At 37.5% G+C, this 23,815-nt stretch carries 17 protein-coding genes and 7 tRNA genes; 22 read left to right on the top strand and 2 right to left on the bottom strand.

Annotated features, from left to right (window positions below):
- Positions 1–136: 136 nt before the first annotated feature.
- Entirely contained in the window at positions 137–844 is a 708-nt protein-coding gene (deoD, locus tag ABJ974_RS13025) for a purine-nucleoside phosphorylase (RefSeq protein WP_419868671.1), read from the bottom strand.
- A gap of 234 nt (positions 845–1,078) precedes the next feature.
- Between deoD and ABJ974_RS13020 the strand changes: the two genes are divergently transcribed.
- The 17 genes from ABJ974_RS13020 to ABJ974_RS12940 all read left to right on the top strand — a co-directional run bounded on the left by ABJ974_RS13020 (position 1,079) and on the right by ABJ974_RS12940 (position 14,144).
- Complete coding sequence (locus ABJ974_RS13020; protein WP_419868670.1) at positions 1,079–1,468, top strand: VOC family protein; 390 nt, start codon at positions 1,079–1,081, stop codon at positions 1,466–1,468.
- A 227-nt stretch (positions 1,469–1,695) separates the two neighbouring features.
- Entirely contained in the window at positions 1,696–2,349 is a 654-nt protein-coding gene (locus ABJ974_RS13015) for a hypothetical protein (protein ID WP_419868669.1), read from the top strand.
- Entirely contained in the window at positions 2,346–3,479 is a 1,134-nt protein-coding gene (locus ABJ974_RS13010) for an AAA family ATPase (RefSeq protein WP_419868668.1), read from the top strand. Before ABJ974_RS13015 ends, ABJ974_RS13010 begins: the two co-directional genes overlap by 4 nt.
- Positions 3,452–4,195, top strand: coding sequence for a hypothetical protein (locus tag ABJ974_RS13005; RefSeq protein ID WP_419868667.1), 744 nt, complete (start codon positions 3,452–3,454; stop codon positions 4,193–4,195). Before ABJ974_RS13010 ends, ABJ974_RS13005 begins: the two co-directional genes overlap by 28 nt.
- Positions 4,186–6,591 carry a hypothetical protein gene (locus ABJ974_RS13000; protein WP_419868666.1) on the top strand — a complete coding sequence of 802 codons (2,406 nt, stop codon included), beginning with the start codon at positions 4,186–4,188 and terminating at the stop codon, positions 6,589–6,591. The genes ABJ974_RS13005 and ABJ974_RS13000 overlap by 10 nt, the downstream gene beginning before the upstream one ends.
- On the top strand, positions 6,575–8,251 hold the full coding sequence (locus ABJ974_RS12995) for an APC family permease (protein WP_419868665.1): 1,677 nt from the start codon (positions 6,575–6,577) through the stop codon (positions 8,249–8,251). Before ABJ974_RS13000 ends, ABJ974_RS12995 begins: the two co-directional genes overlap by 17 nt.
- Positions 8,244–9,269: a hypothetical protein gene (locus ABJ974_RS12990; RefSeq protein ID WP_419868664.1), complete on the top strand. Its 1,026-nt coding sequence runs from the start codon at positions 8,244–8,246 to the stop codon at positions 9,267–9,269. Before ABJ974_RS12995 ends, ABJ974_RS12990 begins: the two co-directional genes overlap by 8 nt.
- Positions 9,270–9,982: 713 nt before the next feature.
- Positions 9,983–10,053: transfer RNA gene (locus ABJ974_RS12985), tRNA-His, on the top strand.
- Between the two features lie 6 nt (positions 10,054–10,059).
- Positions 10,060–10,133, top strand: a tRNA-Lys gene (locus ABJ974_RS12980).
- Between the two features lie 8 nt (positions 10,134–10,141).
- Positions 10,142–10,213 (top strand) — tRNA-Asp (locus tag ABJ974_RS12975).
- 68 nt (positions 10,214–10,281) lie between these two features.
- Positions 10,282–10,356 (top strand) — tRNA-Pro (locus tag ABJ974_RS12970).
- A gap of 279 nt (positions 10,357–10,635) precedes the next feature.
- Positions 10,636–10,718, top strand: a tRNA-Tyr gene (locus ABJ974_RS12965).
- Between the two features lie 163 nt (positions 10,719–10,881).
- Positions 10,882–10,954, top strand: a tRNA-Phe gene (locus ABJ974_RS12960).
- Positions 10,955–11,013: 59 nt separating this feature from the next.
- Positions 11,014–11,086 (top strand) — tRNA-Gln (locus ABJ974_RS12955).
- 135 nt (positions 11,087–11,221) lie between these two features.
- The gene (locus ABJ974_RS12950) at positions 11,222–11,707 is read left to right on the top strand and encodes a ribonuclease H-like YkuK family protein (protein WP_419868663.1); all 486 of its coding nucleotides are present in this window, start codon (positions 11,222–11,224) and stop codon (positions 11,705–11,707) included.
- 26 nt (positions 11,708–11,733) lie between these two features.
- On the top strand, positions 11,734–12,279 hold the full coding sequence (locus tag ABJ974_RS12945) for a 3'-5' exonuclease (protein WP_419868662.1): 546 nt from the start codon (positions 11,734–11,736) through the stop codon (positions 12,277–12,279).
- A gap of 773 nt (positions 12,280–13,052) precedes the next feature.
- Complete coding sequence (locus tag ABJ974_RS12940; RefSeq protein ID WP_419868661.1) at positions 13,053–14,144, top strand: slipin family protein; 1,092 nt, start codon at positions 13,053–13,055, stop codon at positions 14,142–14,144.
- 69 nt (positions 14,145–14,213) lie between these two features.
- Here the strand turns inward: ABJ974_RS12940 and ABJ974_RS12935 are convergent, their stop codons facing one another.
- Positions 14,214–14,843 carry a helix-turn-helix domain-containing protein gene (locus ABJ974_RS12935; protein ID WP_419868660.1) on the bottom strand — a complete coding sequence of 210 codons (630 nt, stop codon included), beginning with the start codon at positions 14,841–14,843 and terminating at the stop codon, positions 14,214–14,216.
- A 101-nt stretch (positions 14,844–14,944) separates the two neighbouring features.
- On the opposite strand from ABJ974_RS12935, the gene ABJ974_RS12930 reads away from it, so the two are divergent.
- The 5 genes from ABJ974_RS12930 to ABJ974_RS12910 all read left to right on the top strand — a co-directional run bounded on the left by ABJ974_RS12930 (position 14,945) and on the right by ABJ974_RS12910 (position 23,793).
- Positions 14,945–15,340: a YbjN domain-containing protein gene (locus tag ABJ974_RS12930; protein ID WP_419868659.1), complete on the top strand. Its 396-nt coding sequence runs from the start codon at positions 14,945–14,947 to the stop codon at positions 15,338–15,340.
- A 20-nt stretch (positions 15,341–15,360) separates the two neighbouring features.
- Positions 15,361–16,062, top strand: coding sequence for a PspA/IM30 family protein (locus ABJ974_RS12925; protein ID WP_419868658.1), 702 nt, complete (start codon positions 15,361–15,363; stop codon positions 16,060–16,062).
- Between the two features lie 3 nt (positions 16,063–16,065).
- Positions 16,066–16,719 carry a hypothetical protein gene (locus ABJ974_RS12920; protein WP_419868657.1) on the top strand — a complete coding sequence of 218 codons (654 nt, stop codon included), beginning with the start codon at positions 16,066–16,068 and terminating at the stop codon, positions 16,717–16,719.
- 103 nt (positions 16,720–16,822) lie between these two features.
- Entirely contained in the window at positions 16,823–18,832 is a 2,010-nt protein-coding gene (locus ABJ974_RS12915) for a flotillin family protein (protein WP_419868656.1), read from the top strand.
- A gap of 155 nt (positions 18,833–18,987) precedes the next feature.
- Complete coding sequence (locus ABJ974_RS12910) at positions 18,988–23,793, top strand: DNA repair ATPase (protein ID WP_419868655.1); 4,806 nt, start codon at positions 18,988–18,990, stop codon at positions 23,791–23,793.
- Positions 23,794–23,815: the final 22 nt, after the last annotated feature.

Here is a 23,815-nt window from a genome sequence, read left to right as displayed (position 1 = left end):
AACATACATATATGTATGTTTTAATGTCTTTATTACCAAAGTGGCAGATGAAACTGGTAAAGTCGCCGGCCTTTACAGAATACAAAAAAAGAGCTCTATTCATCATAAAGCTCCTTTCTGTTGCAATTTTTTTAAATTATATTTTTAAAGCAGATTCCAGGGCAAGCTGAATCATTGGTTTCAAAGCCTTTTCCCTCTCATCCGAAGAGATATTCTCATGAGTAGGGATAATATCTGAAACGGTAAGGATAGTCGCTGCATTTTTACCTAGATGCCTGGCATTGGCAAATAATCCGAAAGCTTCCATCTCTACGGCAGAACAATTATATTTTGTAGCTATGGCAGGAATATTCGGGTCTTTTCTATAGAAAATATCACTGCTGTGAACATTGGTTTCCTTAATGTTGAGAGATAATTCTTTAGCCGTTTCGTTAATGGTCCTATAAGCATTTCCCTGATGAGGAAGAATATCACCTTCTATTTCCCAGGCATATCGGGCATAGGTACTCTCACTGGCTGCATTTTCAACATTCAAAATATCAAAAAGTTTTAAATCGGTTGTATAAGCTCCACAGGTTCCTATTCTGATAATCGTATCAACTTCATACTCTGTAAACAGCTCATAAGAATAGATTCCTATGCTTGGGAAACCCATACCGCTGGCTCCCACTGTAACTTCTTTTCCCTTATATAATCCCGTATAGTAAAAAATATTTCTGGTTTTACTTACCAGCTTTGCATTTTCAAGAAAGTTTTCAGCAATATATTGTGCCCGCAGAGGATCCCCCGGCTGCAATACTACTTTAGCAATTTCTCCTTTTTTAGCACTGATGTGAATACTCATAATCTTATTTTGAAGGAAACAAAGATAATAACTTTTCAATGGAATAAGCTATGAAGTAAAATCCGGTTTTGGGGAATATATATTTTCAGGTATTTCCCTTTTAATTCTTTTAATAGGGGGTGGAGTAGGATATTTACTTTTCTGTTAGATGTTCTGTTTATGAAATTTTATGATCTTTCCGGACGAAGTACTGCAATAAAATACTAAATTTCCATTGCGTAAAATAATACAGAAATGAAAATTGAACATATTGCTCTTTGGGTGAAGGATCTGGAGAAAATAAAAGATTTTTACACTCAATATTTCGGTGCGGTTTCCAATGAAAAATACCATAATAAGAACACAAATTTTCAATCCTATTTTTTACATTTTAAAGAAGGCTGTCGTTTGGAAATTATGAACCGTCCCGATATTCTGGAGTCGGAAGCCACCTATGAATCCCAGAAAATAGGATTTATTCATTTGGCTTTTTCGGTGGGAAGTAAAGAAAAGGTGGACCAGCTTACCGAAAAATTGAGAAAAGACGGATATTCAGTTGTGGGAGAACCCCGGACCACAGGGGACGGTTATTATGAAAGTGTAATCCTTGATCCGGAAAATAATAGTATTGAAATAACAGTGTAAGTCTATTCTCATTAAAATTTATCAAACAGCTGAAGCATTCTTCCCCTTATTATAGAAAATTCTATATACGATAACCCTGAAATCACATTTTATTAATTATTCGGAAATTTAATTATTCCGTTAAAGTGATGTTTTTGATTAAAGAATTTAATGATAAGGTGAAAATTAACATTTATTAATAGTATTTTACTCTTACTCATCCAGTTAAAAAGTTTTATTTTTGTTAGATGGTGACAAGAAAGAATCCATTTTTAGATACTTTGTTTCAGCTCCGGCAAGAGGAACGCATTACTGTTTTTTCTGATATTCAGCAGCAGTCTGTTCAGGAAGAAGAGGAAGTAAATGACTATCTGGAAACGGAGTTTGAAAAAGAAAGACTGGAGTTTTTGTCCGATAAACTGACCTATGACAGGATAAGTGGAATCTGGGCAGCCAAGATATTGTATCACAGCATACAGCTGTACCTGATCAGGAATGACACAGATAAAAAGCTACCGCAGCTGATCCCGGAATACCAAGGAAAAAAGGAAATCCCTTCTTTGCTGTCGGCAGACTTATCGCTGAGGTTTTTGCCTCAGATCCTCACCGCATTATATATTACAGATCCTAATGATCCTTTAGCAGGCATGCTGGAAAGCATTTTACAGAAATTCCATTATTCGGGAATAGGATATGATCTGGATTTACAACATATAGACTGGCAGGAAGAGCTGAAAGATGCTGTCTACAGAAAGCTTTATCTGGAAAGAATTGTCAGCAAAAGAGCCTACCGCCTGGCAGAGATTCCCTACATCAATCAGTTATTGATAGCGGAATTTGGTCTTTACAAAGACATATTCTGGCGGGAGCTGAAAATTATTAATGAAGAAAATAATCAATGATACAAAATATTACCAAGTTCAATACGGTTCTGAAATATGTAAAAGATACATTTGTTGGGAAAGATGATGTAGTAGATCTATTGGGGATCTGTCTGCTGGCAAGGGAAAATGCTTTTTTATACGGACCTCCCGGAACTGCCAAATCAGCAATAGTAAGGACTCTGTCCCAAACAGTTAAAAACGGTAAAAATTTTGAATACCTGTTAACCCGCTTTACGGAACCCAATGAAATATTTGGTCCTTTCGATATCCGGAAGCTGAAAGACGGAGAATTGATAACCAATACGGAAGGTATGATGCCTGAAGCATCAATGGTATTTCTGGATGAGATTTTCAATGCCAATTCCTCTATCCTCAATTCCCTGTTAATGGCTCTAAATGAAAAGATTTTTAAAAGAGGAAAAGAAACCAAACATCTTCCGGCGTTGATCTTTGTAGGAGCAAGTAATGTTCTTCCAGAAGATGAGGCCCTGAATGCTCTTTTCGATCGTTTTCTCGTAAGAATAATGGTAGAAAACGTTAATCCGGATTTACTTCACCAGGTGCTTTTGGCAGGACGTAAGCTGGAAAATCAAGATGAAAATGAAATACCTGAAATCGGTGCCGATGAAATCCGTGAATTACAGGTTCTTTGTAAAACTGTGGATTTAAAACCCATTTATGAAATTTATCTCCATACAATCATTAACCTTAGAAATACAGGTATTGCGATATCGGACCGTAGAGCGGTAAAACTTCAGAACCTTATTGCTGCCAGTGCATTGATATGCGGAAGAAAAGAAGCTGTTGCTTCCGATCTTTGGGTACTCAAACATATCTGGGATACGGAAGAGCAGATAGAAATACTGGAAGGGATTATCAACAGGACCATCGAAAAAGATGAAAGCCCTCAATCCCATCCTCAGGCTTTACAAAACAAAGCCCCCAATGCGGAAGAAGTTATGAAAGATGTAAAAATACTGGTAGAAAAATGGGAGGGTGGAACCCTGAGTTTTGAGGAACAGAATGTAATCAAAGATAAATTAAGGTATCTGCAAACCCGCTGTGACTGGATTAAGAATCAGGAACAGAAACAATATATTCAAAAAGAAATAGAAGGCTTATGGCAGAAAATTCTTCAAAGCGCATAAAAGTTTTTTGGGCGGAAATTCCCCGTGCCGGAGAGGATTTTTTAGGGTCCGTCAGGGACTGGAAGAATATTCAGGTTGCTTTAGATGAAGAAGTGATCTGGCTTAAAGGCTTTACGGAAGAGCAGGCTGCTTCTCCGGAATTACGGCAATTGCCCGATTTTATATTATATGAGCTGCGTGAAGGATTACTCTTTAGAAAAAATGCATTGGTTCCCAGCAAAAAAATAAGAACAGCACTTCTATGGTCGCCTATTGATAAAGCCTTGCCGGTAGATTTTCCCCTTTCCAACCAGAATTACTTTGGAATACATGAAAAAGTAAAAGTAAAGCTCAAAACGGCAGAAGAAGAACAGCCTGCATTTGCTTTATTAAGCCCCCTGGAAGAAATAAAAAATATTCTTGTTGCAATTCCGGGCTTCAAGCTTGATCTTATCAGCTGGACCCTGTTGGATGACAACGCTTTATTTCTTGGTGAACCCTTACTAAGCCTGCCCGGTAATACCTACTGGAAAAAGGACGGACATTTGTTGCCCACAGGATTAGACTTTGAATGGAGGAACCTCAGTTTACTTCTTCAGAAAAAATATAATAAAAATGCGGACCGGTGGATCCTTTGGAGCCGGGAAGGAGAATATATATCTATTCCTAAAGAAAACTTCAGGAAACTGTCTGTAAGTTCATTTCGTCTCAGTGAAAAAGCCAAAGGATGGAATTAAGAGAATATTTTCAGTCTTATGAAGATTACTTTTGGGAATGGAATACCGATGAAGATATCCATGACGAAACCGGATACCATGAGAATAATTTTATTTCCATACCGGATGTAGGAGTTATTGCTTACAGAACCTATATCATAGAAATACTTAAAGAGCTGAAAAGCCAGGGACTGCCGCCACTGGGATCCCTACTTTTAGTTTTATATGCGATCCAGGATGGCTACCTGAAGCTGGACGGCGTTTTTTATTACCTTAAAAGACAGAGTGAAAAAATTCTTATATCCCATATTAAAGATGATGTAGAAGCCGCTATCAAATTACTGGAAAACTTAAAGGGTCTGGGAAGCTTTATGAAAAAAGGAACCAATAAGATTATTCTCTTGCAGACACTTTTTAAAAACAGTCATAATCTGATATCAGAAGGAAATGCAGAAATGATTCTATTAAAACTGGCAAAAAGACCATATAAACTTGCGGAATGTGCCATTAAAAAGGAACTTCCCAAAAGTATTGTCATAAAGGATATCAAAACACTGGCCCTGCTGCATCAGAAATTTCCCAGTACGGAAGCTATAATAGAAGCCATAAAAGGTTTTGCCCCTGAGCCTGAGCTTGAGCTTGAGGATGCAGTAGTGGAAGAAGAGATTACAGTAGAAACAGATAAAGACTTTATTCAGGAATTGATTGAAAATCCTAAAACTTTTCAGGTGGGAAGCCTGATTAAAAGAATATGGAGCGGATTGAAAATTCCTATGCGGCATCTTTCTCCCGGAGAGCAGCCTGTCGGAGGAATTTCCGACATGACCAATAAAGGAGAATTACACCGAATGCTCTTATCGGAGTTTGCGAATGAGGATGACCTGTTTATGAGCCGGATTGCTAATAATGAAGCTTTGTACATCCAGCGTGAAATACCGCCTGAAGAAAATATTTTTGAACGTGCTATTCTGATAGATACCTCCCTCAAAAATTGGGGAACTCCCAAAGTATTGGGCTTTGCATCCGCAATAGCCATTATCAGCCACCCTAAAGCGAATGCCGAATCTAAAGTTTTTGCAGTAGGGCAGGATATTATACCCATGCATTTAAATAACGTTCCCGATATTGTTCACCAGTTGAATCAGGTGAGCCCGGTTTTAGACGTTTCCGGTACCCTTGAAAGATTTTTTACAGAACGTACGGAAAAAGATCTGGAAGTATTTTTTATCACGCAGGAAGAGAATTTAGAAAATAATAACCTAAAGAAAGTCATCCAGGAAAACAGGGATCGTCTCAAATTTATAATTACCACATCGGTAGAAGGAGAACTCAATGTTTACAAATACAATAAGGGAACCCGTAAGCATTTACAGAAAATAATACTCCCTTTGGCAGAGCTGTGGGCCCATCCGCCAAGACGGGTACAGGAAAAAAGAAAAAGAACATCTCCCGGCAGAAAAAAAATACCGGTACCCCAAAACTATCCGATACTATTTCCTACTCCGGTTAATAGAATTTCAACCTTTTTATATGAAGGAGAATTTTTTATTCTGAGTACGAAGAAACAACTCTTAAGGACCTACCTGTCGGATAACTATTACAATAAGAACTATTTCGATCATTATAAAACCCATCGGGGAAGTGAAGTGCTTTTTGAAGATATTTCCGTTAAGCCGAGAGGGCAGTTTATTCTGGCAAGAAATAAAAAGCAGGATTATATTCTGTGTCAGTATCAACCGGATAAAAAGCTTCTTTCCAAACTTAATCTTAATACTAATGAATATTCAGAGCTGAATGTTACCGGATATAATATACCGCTGAACTTCAGACTAATTTATTTTGATAAAAGCTTTTACCTTCATCAATCCCAATTTCCTTCCATCTTTAAGATCAATATTGAAGGAATTGTTTCCATCGAATCCGTGGGCCATGATGAGGAAATTGATAAAAACGTAGTGAAAGTAGAGACGGAGATTGGCAGGCTTGCCAATAGCGGAATTAAGATTTTGAGTAATATCAGCAGGATTGGAATTAATTCGGAAAACAATCTTGTTATAGCCCAAAATGAATTAACTCAAGTTTATGACCATTCCATTACTCTGTACAAAAACAAATATGAAATTAAAATACTTGCAGAACAGGATAAAAATAAGTTCACTTTTTCCGAAGACAGCGAAATAATCACTGATACACGGGGAATGCTGACCTTTAAAAGTAGTAACAAAAATATTCCTGTATTCTATATCCCTTCCACGGAATATGGCTTTCTGTCACTGGCTACACAGACGGAATTTGGCGGTTCGGAATACTATCTTCCGGAAACAACTTTATTGAAGGTCAGGAAAATGGAAGATATGTACTCGGAATATTTAAAGAAATTTATTGAACAAATTATAGAATATGGAGTTCAGAATTAAGCCTTTTCCGAAAAATACCTATCCACGTAAGGGACTTTTAATAAAAGGTTCCTCTCCTTTCATTTGGTTTGAGGAAATGGATTTTCTGGGTATTGAGCTGGATAAGGTAAGATCGTTTGCAATTCCATCCAAAGAGCCTGATGTTCTGTACGGCTGCTTCATAATCATGGATAAAACATCTTATGAAGTAGGAAAAAATCCTATTTTCCAATGCGTAGAGAATAAAATGTTCATTCCGGAAAATACGGTCTATTATCCTAAAATGAATCCCGGAGAATGGCAGAATATCGATGCTGAATTAATGATTATGCATCCGGATTTCGGATTGGTAAAACTTTCAGAGCCAATTGACTGGGGTGCACTTCTTGAAGGTTCTGAGAAATTGGATGTTAACATCAGGAAACCTCTGAATGGAGTGAAAATTCCACAAAAGATAGAATCCTATACGGTAGAAATAGACGACGAGAAAATTTTGGCAGCACTTCAAAAAAAACAGGCCGGGGAAGAATGGATGAAGGACCTGCCTTTCGATATGAAAAAAGTACTGCAGGGGAATAACCGGGAGATAGAAAAATATTTGAAGTATATAGAAAAATATCCTGAAAGGGCGGTGGATCTGGGTATTCCTTTAGATACACTGGGAACTTCCCGGGGAGATGGCTATGGGAACTTCAAATTCGGAGAGAGTGCCTGGTGGGGAAAGCTATTTGGCAGAAAGAACGGACGCTCGGTTTTAGGATCCAGAGATTACCGGTGGGTATTACTGGCTTTTTGGGTTCTGATCATTATAGGGAGGGCTGTGTTCGGCTTTGATGAAAAAGAATCTTCCCAAAAGAATACGTCACTACAATCTTCAGGAAAGGTGATCTCTCAGGAGGAACTTAGAAAGAACCCTCCTGTTCTGGCTTTTGAGTCCGGAATTACCGAAATTGATATAAAAATCGATTCTTTATACGGGAATGAAAGAAAGACACTGCTCCATGAGTACCATCAGACTATTTCCAAAGAATTGAATGCTAAAAATATATCTGAACTTACACAGGATATACAGAAATTTAAAACCAGGGAATCCAAAAGCAGGGACTCGCTCAAAGGAATATATAAAGAAAAAATAGCTGACCATATAAAAGCAAATTCCGGAAGAATACTTCGAGGTATTTCGGATTCGCTTAAGAAAGCTAATCCTCATCAGCCCGTTAATAATGGAATTGTAAAAAGTGTCTGGAGACAAAAACAAATTTTATTGGAAGACTCGCTGGGACATCTATACGGAACCATAGATCCCGTTGTTTCAGATCCTCTCGAACCCGATTCGAACTCCAATATCAGAATCGTTAATGACTCCGGAAGCCCGTCAGCCTCAAAGATTACCTTCTCGGAAATGATCTGGATGGTGCTTATGATGATAGGAAGTGTAGGTCTGTATTCCTATTTTGTAAGAAGGAAACCTTTAAGCGCGGGAGGAAATAATGTTCCTAACGGTATTAAAATGTTTCTGATTCTTATCCTTGTAGGAATGATGGTTTATTTATTTTATCCATTAATAGAAATGTTTGGATATAACTGGTTTGTGTGGTTGCTGATCATATGTGTGATTCTTGTTCTTTACCGGTTATTTAATGAAGATAAAACTATTCTAAAATCCGATAAAGATGAATAACAGGCAGAAGTTTATAGATAAATTTATAAAAGCATTTTTTATCCTGGTATTTCTTAAGATCATCGGGATATTGGCTCAGCTTTTTCATCAAAGCTTCTGGAGTGTGTTGGGAACATTGGGAATTTTTATCATTGTTGCGGTGATTATACTTCTGGTGGTGCTTGCCTTAGAAGATAAAGAGAAAAACAGGAACTCAGGAAAAAAAGGAGTATCAGGAAGAGGAGGAAACTTTTATGTGGAAAATTCTATTTTTGACCGGATCCGTAACCATTATGAAGAGCTTGCTGAAAAATATATAGCCGAAAAAGATTATAGAAAAGCAGCTAAGGTATATATCAATCTTCTTCAGGATAACTATCGGGGAGCCAAGACGCTGGAAGACGGCGGACTTTATAATGAGGCAGCAGTGATTTATCTTAAAAAGCTGGGCAATAAATCCGAAGCGGCAGCCTGCTATGAAAAAGCCAAACAATATAAAAAAGCTATTGAATTGTATAAAGAACTTGAGCAGAAGGAAAGAGTAGGAGATCTTTATAAAAAGATGAATGATATAGAGAATGCCCACACTTACTATAAAATGGTTGCCGATGACTACCTCAGCAATAACCAGATTTTAAAGGCATCACTTATGTATCGCAAAAAAATGGAGCTACCCGAAGAAGCCCAGAAAATCCTGCTGAAGGGTTGGGAGGAAAATAAAGATGCATTTAATTGTCTCAATAATTACTTTGCTAATATTTCGGATATCAGCCGGCTGAAAAATGAAATTACAAAATTGTACAAGAACCTGCCATCCGATAAAAAAGTAGTCTATCTCGAAGCAATGAAATATGAGTTCAGAAAAGATCCCGAATTAGAATCCATAACAAGAAACATCGCTTATGAAATCATTGCGGAGAAAGTGAATACCCGTTCGGATATTGTTAATGAACTGAAATATTTTAACCCTCAGGATGAGGTTATTTTAAAAGATATATCAAGGTTCAGGACAGGAAGAAATAAAATGTTCAGGAATTAAAAAATAAAAAAGTTCTATCTTTGCACCAGTAAAATTATGACAATACAAAGAGCACATATCAATGTAAACCTATGTAAATGCCCGTCAATAGAGGGAGTGTTTGGGTATGATAATACGATATGGAATGAGGCGGAATGTGCTTGCTTTGGAAATAGTTTACGGTAAATCAGTAAAAAATAAACCAAAATATGGCTAAAACGTCTCGGGAAATCGAGACGTTTTTTGTGTTTTTAAGAGGAAATTATTTAGAATGAAAAAAAATAAATAAAAAATTGAAAAAAATTCAATTCAACATGTAACCTTAATACGATAAAATAGAGTGATAGACAAACCAATGAGAGACAGTCATTTAGGTATTTTTGAAATCTGCATAATATAGCGGACAGGAGTTTCTATCTCTAAATTTTATGTTTAAATAATTGATTATCAATATGTTGTGATTGAAATTTATTTGTGAGTTAAAAAAAATCGTCTTTACTTTGCACCGAAAATTGAAAGCAACAGGTTTTCAGCATTCATAAAATATTTAAAAAAAATAAAATGAAACAATTACATCACATATGCCCACTCTGTTCAGGATTACAGCCGAAGCAATGGTATTGTACTCTTAATAGTGATTTTGTGGATAAAAGGTGCTTATATAGGTAGGTCTCTCAGGACTTTACATGTTCAAAATATATACAGCATCTCCCAAAAGAGGTGCTTTTTTTATGGTTTCTTTAGCTTATTTGGTAAAGCGTCGGTTTGTGGCACCGGAAAACAGGGTTCGATCCCCGAAGAAACCCAATATAATCTCATAGCTCAATTGGTTAGAGCACCGGTCTTTTAAACCGGGGGTTGAAGGTTCAATTCCTTCTGGGATTACAAAAAACGGTCTATTGAGGTAATGGCTAACCTGCCCGACTGTCTCTTGGGCACTGCGAGTTCGATTCTCGCATAGACCGCAAAGATTCATGGATGATTTCGGCTCCGACTGTCTCTCGGAAAAGAAAATCTGAAGTGGATCTGTAAACTGGAAAGATAACGGTGGTTGTTTACCCGCCTTGGACGCGGGAGGTCGCAGGTTCGAATCCTGCTTTCCAGACCAATGATTTTGTAGCTTAATGGCAATATGATGGTTCGCCGAAGTTGAAGAGTCGGGGCGGTCTGCAAAACCGTTGCGAAAGCTGAGTGGTTTGAAATATGTAATATTCGCGAATTCCAAAAAAAAATAAAAATGGTTATGAGCAATCCCATAACCATCTCTAATATAACTAAATGAGATTAGTTCCGGAGAAAAATAAAAGTTTGTCGAGCGTAGAAGTTCTTATATCAAACAAAAAAATATAGACAAACTTTATTTCCTCCACAAAGAAAATTACTTAAAGGAAGTGCGCCGAAGGAGGAGAGTCGGGGCAGACTGTAAATCTGTTGTTTATAGCTGAGTCGGTTCGAATCCTATCACTTCCACACATTTGAATAAAAAGAAAAGTTTGTCAAGCGCAGAAGATCTTTACAAAACTAACAGGCATGGTTTATAACTAGGACAAACTTTCTTTTTATACAGAAATGACGGATAAATGACAGGTCAAATTAGTTTAGGTTCTTAAATCCCTCTTTCTGTACAATATGAGGATCAGTGGTGTACAAGGTGTGCACGTCTGCTTGAAGAACAGAAGGTAACCGTTCAATTCGGTTCTGATCCGCTTTTAAAAGGTTGTGATTTAGCTTATAGCATAGATTATACTTTAAATGACTCCTACTCTGATTCATAGTGTAACTGGTCAGCACATAAGACTTTGACTCTTATAGTTTAGGTTCGAATCCTAATGAATCAACACTATCTCCGGTAATATGGCCGTCTCTCGTATTGGTTTGAGGGCTTTCCATAGTGCCGAAAAATAATAGAAAATTAATTAATAATAGGAAATTACTCCCATAAGAAAATATATGTAACATAAAAATACGCAACAATGGAAACGCAACAAGAAGTATGGCAGAATTTAAATGGAAAAATTTTTCACCAGCCTATTATAAAGCTGGTAGAAGATGCCATCATCCGTGAACGGACTAATGGATATAAACTAAAAGTATGTGTGGGATCTGATTCCCATGTATATGGAGATGCCATTAATTATGCTACGGCAGTAGTCTTTATCCGTGAGGGGAGAGGAGCGTTTACCTTTGTCAGAAAAGAAAGGGAGATACAGCGTATCAGTATTAAAGAACGGATGTTGAATGAAGTGAACAAATCCGTAGAGATTGCTTACGCCATTTGTTCTGTTCTTGATAAATATAAAGTGGAAATGGAAGTACACGCCGATATCAATACAGATCCTGAATTTAAATCCAATTCAGCATTGAAAGATGCTATGGGATATATTCTGGGGATGGGTTATGTATTCAAAGCGAAACCTTATGCTTTTGCGAGCTCTAATTGTGCTGATATGATGGTGTAATCCCAAAACTATAAAAAATTGAAACAATGAAAACAACAGATACTATATTAGTAATTGATCTTGAAGCTACCTGCTGGGAAAAAGGAACTTCCCGAGGACAGGAAAGTGAGATCATAGAAATAGGGATTTGTATTTTAGATATAAAAACCGGTAAGATCACTAAAAACAGAGGGATTTTAATTAAGCCTCAATATTCAAGAGTAAGCCCTTTCTGTACGGAACTTACTTCTATAACACAGGAATTGCTTGATGAAGAAGGTATTTTATTAGAAGATGCGTTGGACATCCTGAGAGAAGAATACGATTCTGAAAATCTCACCTGGGCGAGTTATGGCAATTATGATCTTACAATGCTTCAGAGTCAGACCAGAAGATTTAGAGTAGATTATCCGCTTAGCCATGAACATATTAATGTAAAAACATTATTTGCGCAATTACATCCTATCCGGAAAAGTGTAGGAATGGCAAAAGCTCTTGAAGTATTAAAATATCCCTTGGAAGGAACCCATCACAGGGGAGTGGATGATGCCCGTAATATTGCAAAAATATTGCATTGGTGCTTACAGCGGTAAAATTGGGAGAAGTTTTTTTCAAATAAAAACTGTCTGCGTAAAAAGATTGCGCACTGGCATTTTTACTTTGCATTATCAAATTGAAAGAACGCTAAAGCTTCAATAGAAGCATTAGTCAAAATATCAGACAGGTCATGTTAAGTGTTTCAGTATATCACTATTGCAGAAAGTCTTATTGAGAAATATGAGATTATTCTGTTCAGCTTGATCTGAAGGTTTTGGAAGTTATCCATAAAACTTCATCACTATGTGTCGAAGGTTCGAATCCTTCTATCTCCAAAACGGGGATATAGCTCAGAGGTTAGAGTAATAGTTTTAAGATGTGTGGGTTCGAATCCCACTGCCAATTCGATTGGTATGGCGGAATGGTCTACGCACTGCACTTTGAATGTAGTTTTCTTTGAAATAGACTCAAAATCTATTTGCCGAGTTTGATATTTCTCATTAAAAAATATCTCGGAAAGGAAAACGGGATTTTTTCATCGGTTTAATCCGGATTTTGAAAAAAACCTGTAAGAAAAAGACCCCTTTATCCAATGAAATTCTGAAATGAATTCTGTTTGAAGTGGCTTCTGAAATGAAAGATCAGCAATAAAAGATGTCGGTAGATGAAATCGACTGATCATATTGATGATCCTAATGGACAGGCAACCTTGACAACAGTTTTTATAAAAGAATAAAAATAGATAGAAGACTTTTTCTTCCGTTGCTTTTTGAAAGAAGAAATGCCGGTTTTCCTTTTTTATTTAAATGTATAATCCTTAAAAAAATATATGATGTTAAAAAATATACAAATTAAAGCTTATCAGGTAGGTTTGGTATATAAAAACCGAAACCTGACAGAAATTTTGAAAGAAGGAAATTACTGGATCTTCGGAAATAAAAAAGTAGAGATCCATGAAATGAAGGAGCAGTTCAAAACTTCGGAAGATTTACATCTTTTATTGAAAAATGAAGGATTGAATGAGCTATTGGAAGTGATTGAAGTAAAAGACGGAGAAATGGTCCTCATGTATGAAAATGGTATTTTCAGAGAAGTATTAAGCGTAGGACAGTATGCTTTCTGGAAAGGAATTTTGAACCGTGAATTTCAGAAAATCGACTTGACAAAAGTGGAAATTACCGAAAAGGTTTCCAAGACTATCCTTGAAAATCTGAAATTGAGAAACTTCATAAGAAAGTTTGTGGTTACCAATCAGTATAAAGGATTATTACTTATCGACGGGAAATTAGTTAAAGTGCTGGATGCAGGAACTTACTATTTCTGGAATAACGAAATTTCTGTAGAGATGAAAAGCATTGATACCCGTATGCAACAAATGGAAATTGCAGGACAGGAGCTGTTAACAAAAGATAAAGCAATGCTTCGTATCAATTTCTATGTGCGCTATCAGGTAGAAGATATAGTGAAGGCTTTGATGTATAATAAAGAATTTGATAAGCAATTGTACATTCTGATGCAGTTGGCGTTACGTGAATTTGTAGGAGCTTTGTCTCTCGATGAGCTCTTACAGAAAAAAGATACCGTAGGAAAAGAAATTCTGGATAACAAAGCTGATGATTTAGGATTAAAGGTATCAGATGCCGGAATCAGAGATGTGATCTTAACCGGAGAGATGAAAGATATCATGAATCAGGTTTTGATAGCCGAGAAAAAAGCCCAGGCCAACACGATTATGCGTCGTGAAGAAACAGCCTCTACCAGAAGTCTCCTGAATACCGCTAAGCTGATGGAAGAAAATGAAGTGTTGTGGAAGCTTAAAGAGATGGAATATATGGAGAAGATTGCCGATAAAATCGGAGATATCACCGTATCAGGAAACAGTAATATTGTTTCACAGTTAAAAGAAATTTTTGCAAAATAACTGATGACTATACTATATAAGCAGGTTCATTGAGAACTTGCTTTTTTTATTGGTACTGTCGGTCCCTATTTATTTACCCTCCAGTTTTTCTATCCTTTCCAGAATATCCGTGAGGATATTGGTATGCCCAATCGAAACAAAACCTGAAATTTTATAAAATGTTGTATTATTTTTATCTTTAGAGGAAAGGGCAGAAGCGTATTGCAGGTTGTTCTGGTTGTCTATAAATACTAAGGTCTCACTGTTTTCCTTTGCATCAGCCTTATTCAGGAAAAGGATGTCTCCGGTTTTATAATGACTTAATAAATGGGAATTGGTGTTAAATTCGTAGAGAAGATCGGTTTTTGCTAATATTTTTTGCATAATAATATCATTATCTGGAGAAATAGTGATGCTATTATCCTTTTTTTTCTGCTGATGATCCGTAGTAAACATAAGCTGATCTATATCAGAGCGGCTTACTAACTGGTTCACCTGCAGCGTTTCCGTTAAAAATTTGTCGAGATCCAGTTCAAAATAATGGGCTACTTTTAATAAAGTTTCAATTTTCGGTTCGGCACGCCCCTCCTCATAAGCACTTATAACCCCTCTGTTTAAGTCAAATAAATCTGCAAATGCCTTTTGGCTCAGCCCTTTAATCTGTCTTATCTTTTTAATATTAGTCCCGAAAAAGCTCATAAGTTCTAATCCTTTTTGCAAATATAGGATAAATTAAAATAATTATTGCTAAAAATATTTGCAATTTGAAAAAATTAATGTATATTTGGTGTATGAAATTTTGAAAAATAAAAACAACGGTCATGAAAAATCAGATGTTTAGAACGGTTAAAGGATGGTTGTTAGATTATGAGTTTAATATCACATTTGAAGATGAAGCTCAGAGGATCTTAATCATTGAAAAAGAATCTAACGGAATAAAAAATATGATTCTTATAGTTTCCGATTCCATATTAATAATGGAACAGTTTCTTTTTGAAATACAAAATCCAACCGAAAAAATATATAAAACATTGCTGCAGAAAAACAGGGACATCGTTCACGGAGCATTTGTATTAGACAGTACGGGTAAGCGGGTGATCTTCAGAGATACCCTGTTTACGGACAGTATGGTTCAGAGTGAAGTGATGGCTTCGGTGAACTCGCTGGGAATTCTTGTAGGAGAATTTACTAATGAAATGATAGAGATGAGTAAATAATACCATTAAAAAATATTGAAATGAACATTTTTAAAAGATTATTAAATATAGGAAAAGCTGAAATACACTCGGCGATCGAAGGATTTGAAGACCCGATAAAATTAACCGAACAGGGAATCAGGGATATGAAAGAACAATTAGCTAAAAGCGTAGAAGCTTTAGCGCAGTTAAAAGCCCTGTCTATCCGTAAGAAGAATGAGTCGGAAACAGAAGATCAGACGGCAAAAGACTATTATAATAAAGCGATTATTTTAGTACAGAAAGCGGAAAAAGGAGAAGTGGAAGTGACGGAGGCGGATCGTTTAGCAAAAGAAGCGCTGAAAAAACAGGCTTCTTCCCAGGAAAATGCGTTGTCACTGAAAAAAGAGCACGAAAAACTCCAGGAGGAATGCGAAAAAATGCAGGGAAATATCAACCAGCTGAAATCAAGCATTTCTAAATGGGAAAATGAATTGAAAACTCTCAAAGCAAGAGTTCAGGTAAGTGAAGCTACAAAAGATATCAATAAAAAAATGACGCAGATTGATACCGGGAGTACCGTTCATATGCTGGAAAAGCTTAAAGACAGGGTAATGCAGCAGGAAGCTATGGCTGAAGCCTATCTTGATATTGCCCATGCAGGAAAATCGGTTGATGAAGAGATCGATGCTATTGTAAAGAATGGTGATACGGAAGCGGAAGATGCTTTACAGAAATTAAAAGAATCAATTAAAAAAGGGTAAAAGATGACCTTTCAGGAATTTATACATAATGCGTTTTCACCGGTAAATACAGTATTGAGCGTACTGCTTATCCTGTCTGTTATTTACTGGATATTTACAATGCTTACGGGGTTGGATATCGATGTGGGGATAGACACGGATACAGACATAGATGTGGATATGGATGCGCCGGATGGGCATGTGCATGTCTCTCACGATCCCTCGGCCTGGGCGCAGTTTCTGAAATTTCTGAATCTGGATATTGTTCCGCTGACTTATTTTCTGACCCTCACGCTCCTGTTGACCTGGCTGGGTTCTGTGTACCTCAATGCCTTTATCCCTCTGCCGGTATGGCTGGCGGCACTGGCGGTTGTTCCTTTGCTTGTGATAAGCCTGTTTTTAACGAAAGTTATGCTGAAGCCATTGGTTCCGTTCTTTAGGGAAATTAACCATAAAGGTGAGAAACCGCATGACTTTCTGGGCAGGGAAGGAAAACTCAAATCCAGTATACATGGCGAAAAGATAGGAAGTATGGAAGTTTTTATCGGAAGTGATCCTATGACGCTGATGGTGAGAAGTAAAGAAGGTAAGCCGCTGGATTATGGGATGTATGTAATGATTGTAGATGAAGATCCCGAAAAAAGGATTTACTACGTAGAACAAATACTTCAACTCTAAATTAAATAAGATGCTTTTTATCTTTATGATTGTGCTTCACTATATTTTAAATATTTTTTTGACCTTACTTTAAAAACACATTAATTAATAAACTGTTAGAATTATGAATATACCTTTAATTGTTGGGATTGTTGTTGCAGTAATAGCATCCGTTGGACTTATTTTCTGGATTTTATCCATGTACAAAAAAACGGTTCAGGGAATTGTTATTCTGAGAACAGGCTATGGAGGGACCAAAGTCTTTTTTAATGCAGGGATTGTCATCCCGATTATACACCGGATGGAATCGATGGATATTTCAGTGAAAAAACTCGAAATAGCAAGAGAAGGAAAAGCGGGCTTGATCTGTAAAGATAATATGAGGGCTGATATCCAGGTGGCATTCTTTATCAGGGTTAATAAATCAGTAGATGATATCATTAATGTAGGACAGACGATTGGATGTCAGAGAGCATCCGATACCCACACATTAAGAGAATTATTTGAAGCTAAATTTTCAGAAGCCTTAAAAACGGTAGGAAAGAAATTTGACTTCACGGAACTGTATGAAGCAAGAAGCGAATTCCGTCAGGAAATCCTTGATATCATCGGAACGGACCTGAATGGCTATGTGCTGGATGATTGCGCCATCGATTATCTGGAGCAGACTTCTATCAACAGCCTGGATAAAGATAATATCTTAGACTCGGAAGGGATCAAAAAGATCACCGAACTTACGGCAACACAAAATATCAAAGCTAATCAGGTTCGCAGGGATGAAGAAAAAACGATCACCAAGCAGAACGTGGAAGCCCGGGAAGCGATCCTGGAACTGGAAAAACAATTAGCGGAAAAAGAAGAATCTCAAAAAAGAGAAGTAGCTAATATCAAGGCGCGTGAAAATGCAGAAATATTAAAAGTAGAAGAAGAAGAGCGTCTTAAATATGAAACGGTGCGCATTGCTACCGAAGAAAAACTGCAGATTGCAGAAGAAAATAAATTACGTCAGGTAGTCATTGCTGCCAAAAATAAAGAACGCGCTGATCTTGTGGAAACGGAAAGAGTGGAAAAAGACAAAGCGTTGGAAGCAACAGAAAGAGAGAGAATTGTAGCGCTTGCTCAGATTGAAAAAGAGAAAGCAATAGAATTGGAAAAGAAAAGCATTCAGGATGCGATCCGTGAGCGTTTAACCATGGAAAAAACTGTGGTGGAAGAGCAGCAGGGAATCAAAGATCTGGAAGCCTTCAAAACGGCAGAAAGAAATAAGCAGGTGGAAATTACCATGGCTACCCAGGAAGCGGAGAAAAAATTAATCGAAGAGACGAAAGCTGCTGAAGCCCGTAAACTGGCAGCAGAGAAAGATGCTCAGAAATATGTAATTGAAGCACAGGCTAAAAGAGATGCCGCAGAAAGAGAAGCTGAAGCCCGTAAGATCATTGCAGATGCCAAAGCGAAAGAAGAAGCTACCGTAGGATTATCCGAAGCTCAGGTAATGCAGGCTAAAGCGGATGCTGCGGAAAGACAGGGAATTGTAGAAGCGGTTGTTATTGAGAAAAAAGCAGATGCCGTTAAAAAAGAAGGAATTGCCCAAGCCGAAGTGATCAAAGAAAAAGCATTGGCGGAAGCAGCGGGAATTACTGAAAAAGCAGAAGCTATGAAGAAACTAAATGATGCAGGAAAAGACCACGAAGAATTCCGTCTGCAATTAGCCAAAGAAAAAGAAGTGGAATTGGCACAGATCTCCATTCAGAAAGACATCGCTCAGGCTCAGGCAGGCGTATTGGCGGAAGCCTTTAAATCTGCAAAAATTGATATCGTCGGAGGAGATAATACATTCTTTGATAATGTGATCCGTCAGGTGTCAGCAGGAAAAGGACTTGATAAATTTATCAGCCATAGCGAAAATGCCAGTATCATAAAAGAAAATTTATTGGGAGATGGTGAAAACCTGATCGATAAGGTAACCGGAATGGTAGATAAATATAATATTTCCTCAGAAGATATTAAAAATATGAGCATTGCCGGACTGATCCTTAAGCTGAACGGAGTTGCTAACCAGCAGGAGAAAGGAATTTTGGAAAGAGCAATGGATATGGCCAGACATCTCGGGATAGAAGGTAAGCCATTGAAATAATAAGAATTGATCTTCAAAATACAATATATAAAACTCTCATTGCAGAAAAAAATCAGGCTGAGATCCTCAGGTCAGGTGAAGATCTTCTTTGAGAGTTTTTTAACACATTACGGGGAATTACCGGCCCACCGGTAAAGAACTCATAAACCATATTTATGTCAGAAGAAAAATTAAATTCAGGGACATACGAAATTATTCAGAACCGTCTGAATGAGCAGAAAAATGATCTGATTCAAAGGTTGCATCAGCTTAATGAAAACCGTAAAAATATTTTCGGCGGAGTTGATTTTTCACTTATTGCCAATGAACGGATTTCCACGGATCACAATTGTGTTGCGAAAGATATTTTTTCTTTCAACGACCTGCTGATCTTTGGTTCTAATGCTCACTTGGGATTGCAGACGGAAATTAATGTAGCAGACGTTTTCTCTTTATATAAAATTAATAATAACCGCTTTGAGCCTCAGGATTTGTCTCTGATTCAGGATGAGGTCTTTGTGGATGAATTTAAAAACCTTTATAAATATTATAGAAATACATTCTTTGCCCGTTTTCATTTTACTGAAAACTATCTGTATATGGTCTTTCAGCTCTCTGAAAGCACCTCGGATATCAAGGCTTTCAAATGGCTGATCAAAGAAGACGGCCTGGTCTACGTAGACTCGCGCAGCGCGTCAGAGGTGACTTATCCTCCTCAGCATGGCTTTACATGGACAAAAGCAACCAGGGATATGCAAAGGAATGGGAAATTTCCCCATGTTTCGTTGGCAGATAAGGTTTTTGTAGAAAGCATAGGTGGAGATCTTACCATCAAGGTGGAAGATAATACCGATACGGGAAAAGGAATTTATTCCGAAGAAGTTGTCCATAAAGACCAGAATCTCGATGATGCCGAAATACATTTCTGTGACCTTGATAACCTTGTTTTATTTAAAATAAGACCTTATCAGGAGTCGGAACGTTATTTTATCTACAACCATAAAGAAAAAACAGTTTCAAGGGTAGATGCCTTAAAATACTCAGTCGTACTGCTTCCGGAAAGTCAGGGGGTTTTGTTTTCAAACGGATATGCTCTACAAACCGGAGGATTAAAGGTGATTTCTCAGGATCAGAACCGTTTGCATTATCTAAAAACGATATCGGAGCCCAACGGGGAAAACTTTATGTATGTATTTTATGATGATAAAACCAATAATTATCAGCTGATATCCTACAATATTATTACCCAGACCATTGAAACACCGATAAAGTGCAGCGGTTTTACTCTGCTCAAAGATGGCAGACTGATCTATCTGCGGGAAAGTGTGGAAACTACAAAACATCATCTGGCTCAAATCTGGCAGTCTCCTTACAGTAAGGAATTGCAGCCGGATGTCACAAAATCTGATAATCTGCTTTATAAAATCGGGAATAAAGATATTGTAAGGGTAATGGCCGAAAGCCAGGAACTTATTACATTATTAAATAAAAAAGATTCTTACAGCAGTCTGTATGATGATATTGTTAAGCTCTCCACTACTATTCTGGATGCCTATTATTTCCTGGGTGAAGAAGAAGTCCGGAAACTGGATCAGCCTTTAAAGGAAATCCGGAAAATTGCCCATTCAGCCATTAACGAATATGAAAAAGTAGTAGAGCAGAGAAAAAATACCGCTGAAGCTGTAGATAAAATTAAATCCGATTGTGAGCAGATTCTAAACGATACCAAAAGGATTCATTTCTCGGAGCTGACGGTATACATTGATATGCTTTCCCGTATCAGGGCCTTACGCGGAGAAATTACAGGAGCAAAGGATCTCAAATATGTGGATGTCTCCGTACTGGATTCCATGGAAAAATCACTGGCTGATCGCTCAGAAGAGCTTTCCAATGCATGTGTGTCCTTTCTGTTGCAGGATGACGCCTTACAGCCTTATCAGCAAAAAGCAGAAACAATTTCAGAGCAGATCATTAATCTGAATAAAGCGATTGATGCCAAAACAATAGAAGAGGAGATCAATACGCTTTCGGAACATCTTGAACTCTTGGTGGATATCGTTAATAACCTTAAGATAGAAGATACCTCACAATCCACTCAGATCATTGAAAATATTTCTCTGATATTTGCCCGGCTAAATCAGGAGCGCTTAGAGCTTTCCAAGCGTAAAAGAGAAATTTCGGGTAAAGAACTTTCTGCGGATTTTCAGGCTCAGATGACTTTATTTGATCAATCCGTGATCAATCTTCTGGAATTATCCCAGACCCCGGAAAAATGTGATGAATACCTTACTAAGCTTTCCATTCAGCTGGAAGAGATGGAAACCAAGTTTGTGGATTTTGAAGAATTTATTCAGACCATCGGAGAAAAGAGGGAAGAAGTATATGGGCATTTCCAGAATAGAAGAGTCCAGCTGACCGAAGCAAGAAATAAAAGAACCCAGAATTTATTTGACTCTGCTCAGCGGATTTTAAAATCGGTACATACCAAAACGGAATCTTTTGACTCTGAAAATGAGATCAACGGATATTTTGCTACCGACCTGATGGTGGAAAAGGTGAGGGATCTGTCCAGGCAGCTCATGGAGCTGGAGGACTCTGCCAAATCGGAAGAAATTCAGACTTTACTGAAAACCTCCCAGCAGGAAGCTGTCCGAAAACTGAAAGATAAAAAAGAAATTTATGCAGATGGCGACCACATCATTGCATTAGGTGATTATAAATTTGCTGTAAACCAACAAAAACTGGATCTTACATTGGTTGTAAGAAATGCGCAGTATTATTACCACCTTACCGGAACAGGCTTTTATGAACCGCTGAATTTTGAAGCTATAGATTCCTTTAAAGAGGTGTGGAACCAGGAATATATTTCCGAAAACAGTAAGGTAAAGAGATTTGAATACCTTGCCTGGAATGTGTTTGCCGTCCATAAAGAAATAGCAACGGAAGAACATAATCAAAATGCCATTCAGAAGTTTATGGCAGAACATTTTGGAGAAGGGCTTGTAAAAGGAATTCACGATGTAGATGCCCTTGTTTTGGTAACGAAGCTCCAGCAGATGTATAATGAGCTCGGTCTCATGCAGTTTACACCGAAAGAACGGGCCGTAGCACAACTTTTCTGGTATTTTTTAAACGAAGAAAAGAAGGCTTATTACACTAAACAGTTTGATGCTGCTGCATTGATTTCACAATCTTTTACCATTAAAAAAGGATTTGTACGTCTCAATGAAGAAGTGGCCGCCGATATCAAAGATTTTGCATTACGGAATAATATATTGACCGGAGTGGATTTTTATAATGCGGCAGTATATCTGAAACGGGAAAATAAAAATGAGGGGATGATCTCTGAAAAGGCAGCAAGTTTATACGAATCATTTACCGGTCATCTAAAAGATCAGGGTAAAGAACTTGAATTTGCAGATCAGCTGATGGCTCTATATCAGTTTCCGTCTGCCAGTTATTCAATTGCAGGGAGTGCTTTGCAGGCTTTTGCAGGAGATGAGCAAGCTGGTGAAGACTTCAGGGAAGAAGTGGTGGCGTTGCTGATAACAGGAAGTTTTAATCCGAAGAATATTCACCATGTTAGCTATGAGGTAATTTTAAAAGAATTGAAATCTCTGGAAAAGGACTCGGAATATCATCTTAATTATTATGAATTTACTTCCCGTTTAGGATATTTTACCCATACCGTGGTTCCAAAGTATAAACAACTTCAGGAATTGAAATCATCATGGGTAAATGATAAGAAAAAAGCTTTGAAACTGGAATCTTTCCAATCTCAGGTTTTAAGCTCGTTTGTTCGGAATAAACTAATTAATGATGTCTATTTTCCATTAATCGGGGCTAACCTGGCTAAGCAGTTAGGAACCGTGGGCACAGATAAAAGAACTGACAGGATGGGAATGCTGCTCCTCGTTTCGCCGCCGGGATATGGTAAAACTACCCTGATGGAATATATGGCAAACAGGATGGGACTTATATTTATGAAAATAAACGGTCCTTCCATAGGACATGATATTCTTTCAACAGATCCGGCTGAAGCGAAGAATGCAGGGGCAAGACAGGAATTGGAAAAACTGAATCTGGCACTGGAGATGGGAGATAATGTAATGTTGTATCTGGATGATATTCAGCATTGCAACCCGGAATTTTTACAGAAATTCATTTCTCTGGCAGATGGACAAAGGAAAATAGAAGGGGTCTATAACGGCGAAAGTAAAACCTATGATCTGCGGTCAAAGCGTTTCTGCCTGGTAATGGCAGGGAATCCTTATACGGAAAACGGAGAAAAATTTAAAATTCCGGATATGCTTGCCAACCGTTCGGATACTTACAATTTAGGGGAAATTTCAGGAAGTAAAACGGAACTTTTTGACCTGAGCTTAATTGAAAATGCCCTTATGTCTAATGATTATCTGAGCAGATTGACGCAGCCTTCAATGGAGAATCTGTACAGGCTTTATGATAGCATATTAGCAGATAATCCTACTGTGGACCTGATCGGAAACTTAAGTTCAAACGAAATTTCCGATTTCCGGAAAGTGCTGGAGAATACCATTAAAATGAGAGATACCGTTCTGAAAGTCAACAGGCAGTATATTGCTTCTGCCGCTATGGCTGATGATTACAGAAATGAACCGCCTTTCAAATTACAGGGGTCCTACAGGAATATGAATAAACTGATTTCCCAGATCCAGCCTATTTTAAAAGAGGAGGAAGTTACCCAGATTGTTTTGAACCATTATCAGAACGAGTCTCAGACGCTGGCTACGGATTCGGAAGCGAATATGCTTAAGCTTAAAGAATTGATGGGAATTATTTCCGGGGAAGAAGCATCCCGTTGGGAGGAGATTAAAAAGACTTTTATTAAAAATAAAATGATGAAAGGGCTGGGGGATAATGATAGAATGGCACAGGTCATAGCATTGCTTTCTCAATTCAGTGAGGGATTGGAAGGAATTAAAGACGTTCTGAAAAAATAATTTTATGATGTGAAAAAATAAA

Origin of the sequence: Chryseobacterium sp. CT-SW4, from assembly GCF_048572715.1 — a bacterium.
GTDB lineage: Bacteria > Bacteroidota > Bacteroidia > Flavobacteriales > Weeksellaceae > Chryseobacterium.
Note: the sequence above shows the minus strand (reverse complement) of the source record. Positions and strands in the feature narration are given on the sequence as shown.

What these genes read in the sequence shown, in the direction of transcription:
- deoD (WP_419868671.1), bottom strand. Translation starts at nt 844, where the DNA reads ATGAGTATTCACATCAGTGCTAAAAAAGGAGAAATTGCTAAAGTAGTA.
- ABJ974_RS13020 (WP_419868670.1), top strand. Translation starts at nt 1,079, where the DNA reads ATGAAAATTGAACATATTGCTCTTTGGGTGAAGGATCTGGAGAAAATA.
- ABJ974_RS13015 (WP_419868669.1), top strand. Translation starts at nt 1,696, where the DNA reads ATGGTGACAAGAAAGAATCCATTTTTAGATACTTTGTTTCAGCTCCGG.
- ABJ974_RS13010 (WP_419868668.1), top strand. Translation starts at nt 2,346, where the DNA reads ATGATACAAAATATTACCAAGTTCAATACGGTTCTGAAATATGTAAAA.
- ABJ974_RS13005 (WP_419868667.1), top strand. Translation starts at nt 3,452, where the DNA reads ATGGCAGAAAATTCTTCAAAGCGCATAAAAGTTTTTTGGGCGGAAATT.
- ABJ974_RS13000 (WP_419868666.1), top strand. Translation starts at nt 4,186, where the DNA reads ATGGAATTAAGAGAATATTTTCAGTCTTATGAAGATTACTTTTGGGAA.
- ABJ974_RS12995 (WP_419868665.1), top strand. Translation starts at nt 6,575, where the DNA reads ATGGAGTTCAGAATTAAGCCTTTTCCGAAAAATACCTATCCACGTAAG.
- ABJ974_RS12990 (WP_419868664.1), top strand. Translation starts at nt 8,244, where the DNA reads ATGAATAACAGGCAGAAGTTTATAGATAAATTTATAAAAGCATTTTTT.
- ABJ974_RS12950 (WP_419868663.1), top strand. Translation starts at nt 11,222, where the DNA reads ATGGAAACGCAACAAGAAGTATGGCAGAATTTAAATGGAAAAATTTTT.
- ABJ974_RS12945 (WP_419868662.1), top strand. Translation starts at nt 11,734, where the DNA reads ATGAAAACAACAGATACTATATTAGTAATTGATCTTGAAGCTACCTGC.
- ABJ974_RS12940 (WP_419868661.1), top strand. Translation starts at nt 13,053, where the DNA reads ATGATGTTAAAAAATATACAAATTAAAGCTTATCAGGTAGGTTTGGTA.
- ABJ974_RS12930 (WP_419868659.1), top strand. Translation starts at nt 14,945, where the DNA reads ATGAAAAATCAGATGTTTAGAACGGTTAAAGGATGGTTGTTAGATTAT.
- ABJ974_RS12925 (WP_419868658.1), top strand. Translation starts at nt 15,361, where the DNA reads ATGAACATTTTTAAAAGATTATTAAATATAGGAAAAGCTGAAATACAC.
- ABJ974_RS12920 (WP_419868657.1), top strand. Translation starts at nt 16,066, where the DNA reads ATGACCTTTCAGGAATTTATACATAATGCGTTTTCACCGGTAAATACA.
- ABJ974_RS12915 (WP_419868656.1), top strand. Translation starts at nt 16,823, where the DNA reads ATGAATATACCTTTAATTGTTGGGATTGTTGTTGCAGTAATAGCATCC.
- ABJ974_RS12910 (WP_419868655.1), top strand. Translation starts at nt 18,988, where the DNA reads ATGTCAGAAGAAAAATTAAATTCAGGGACATACGAAATTATTCAGAAC.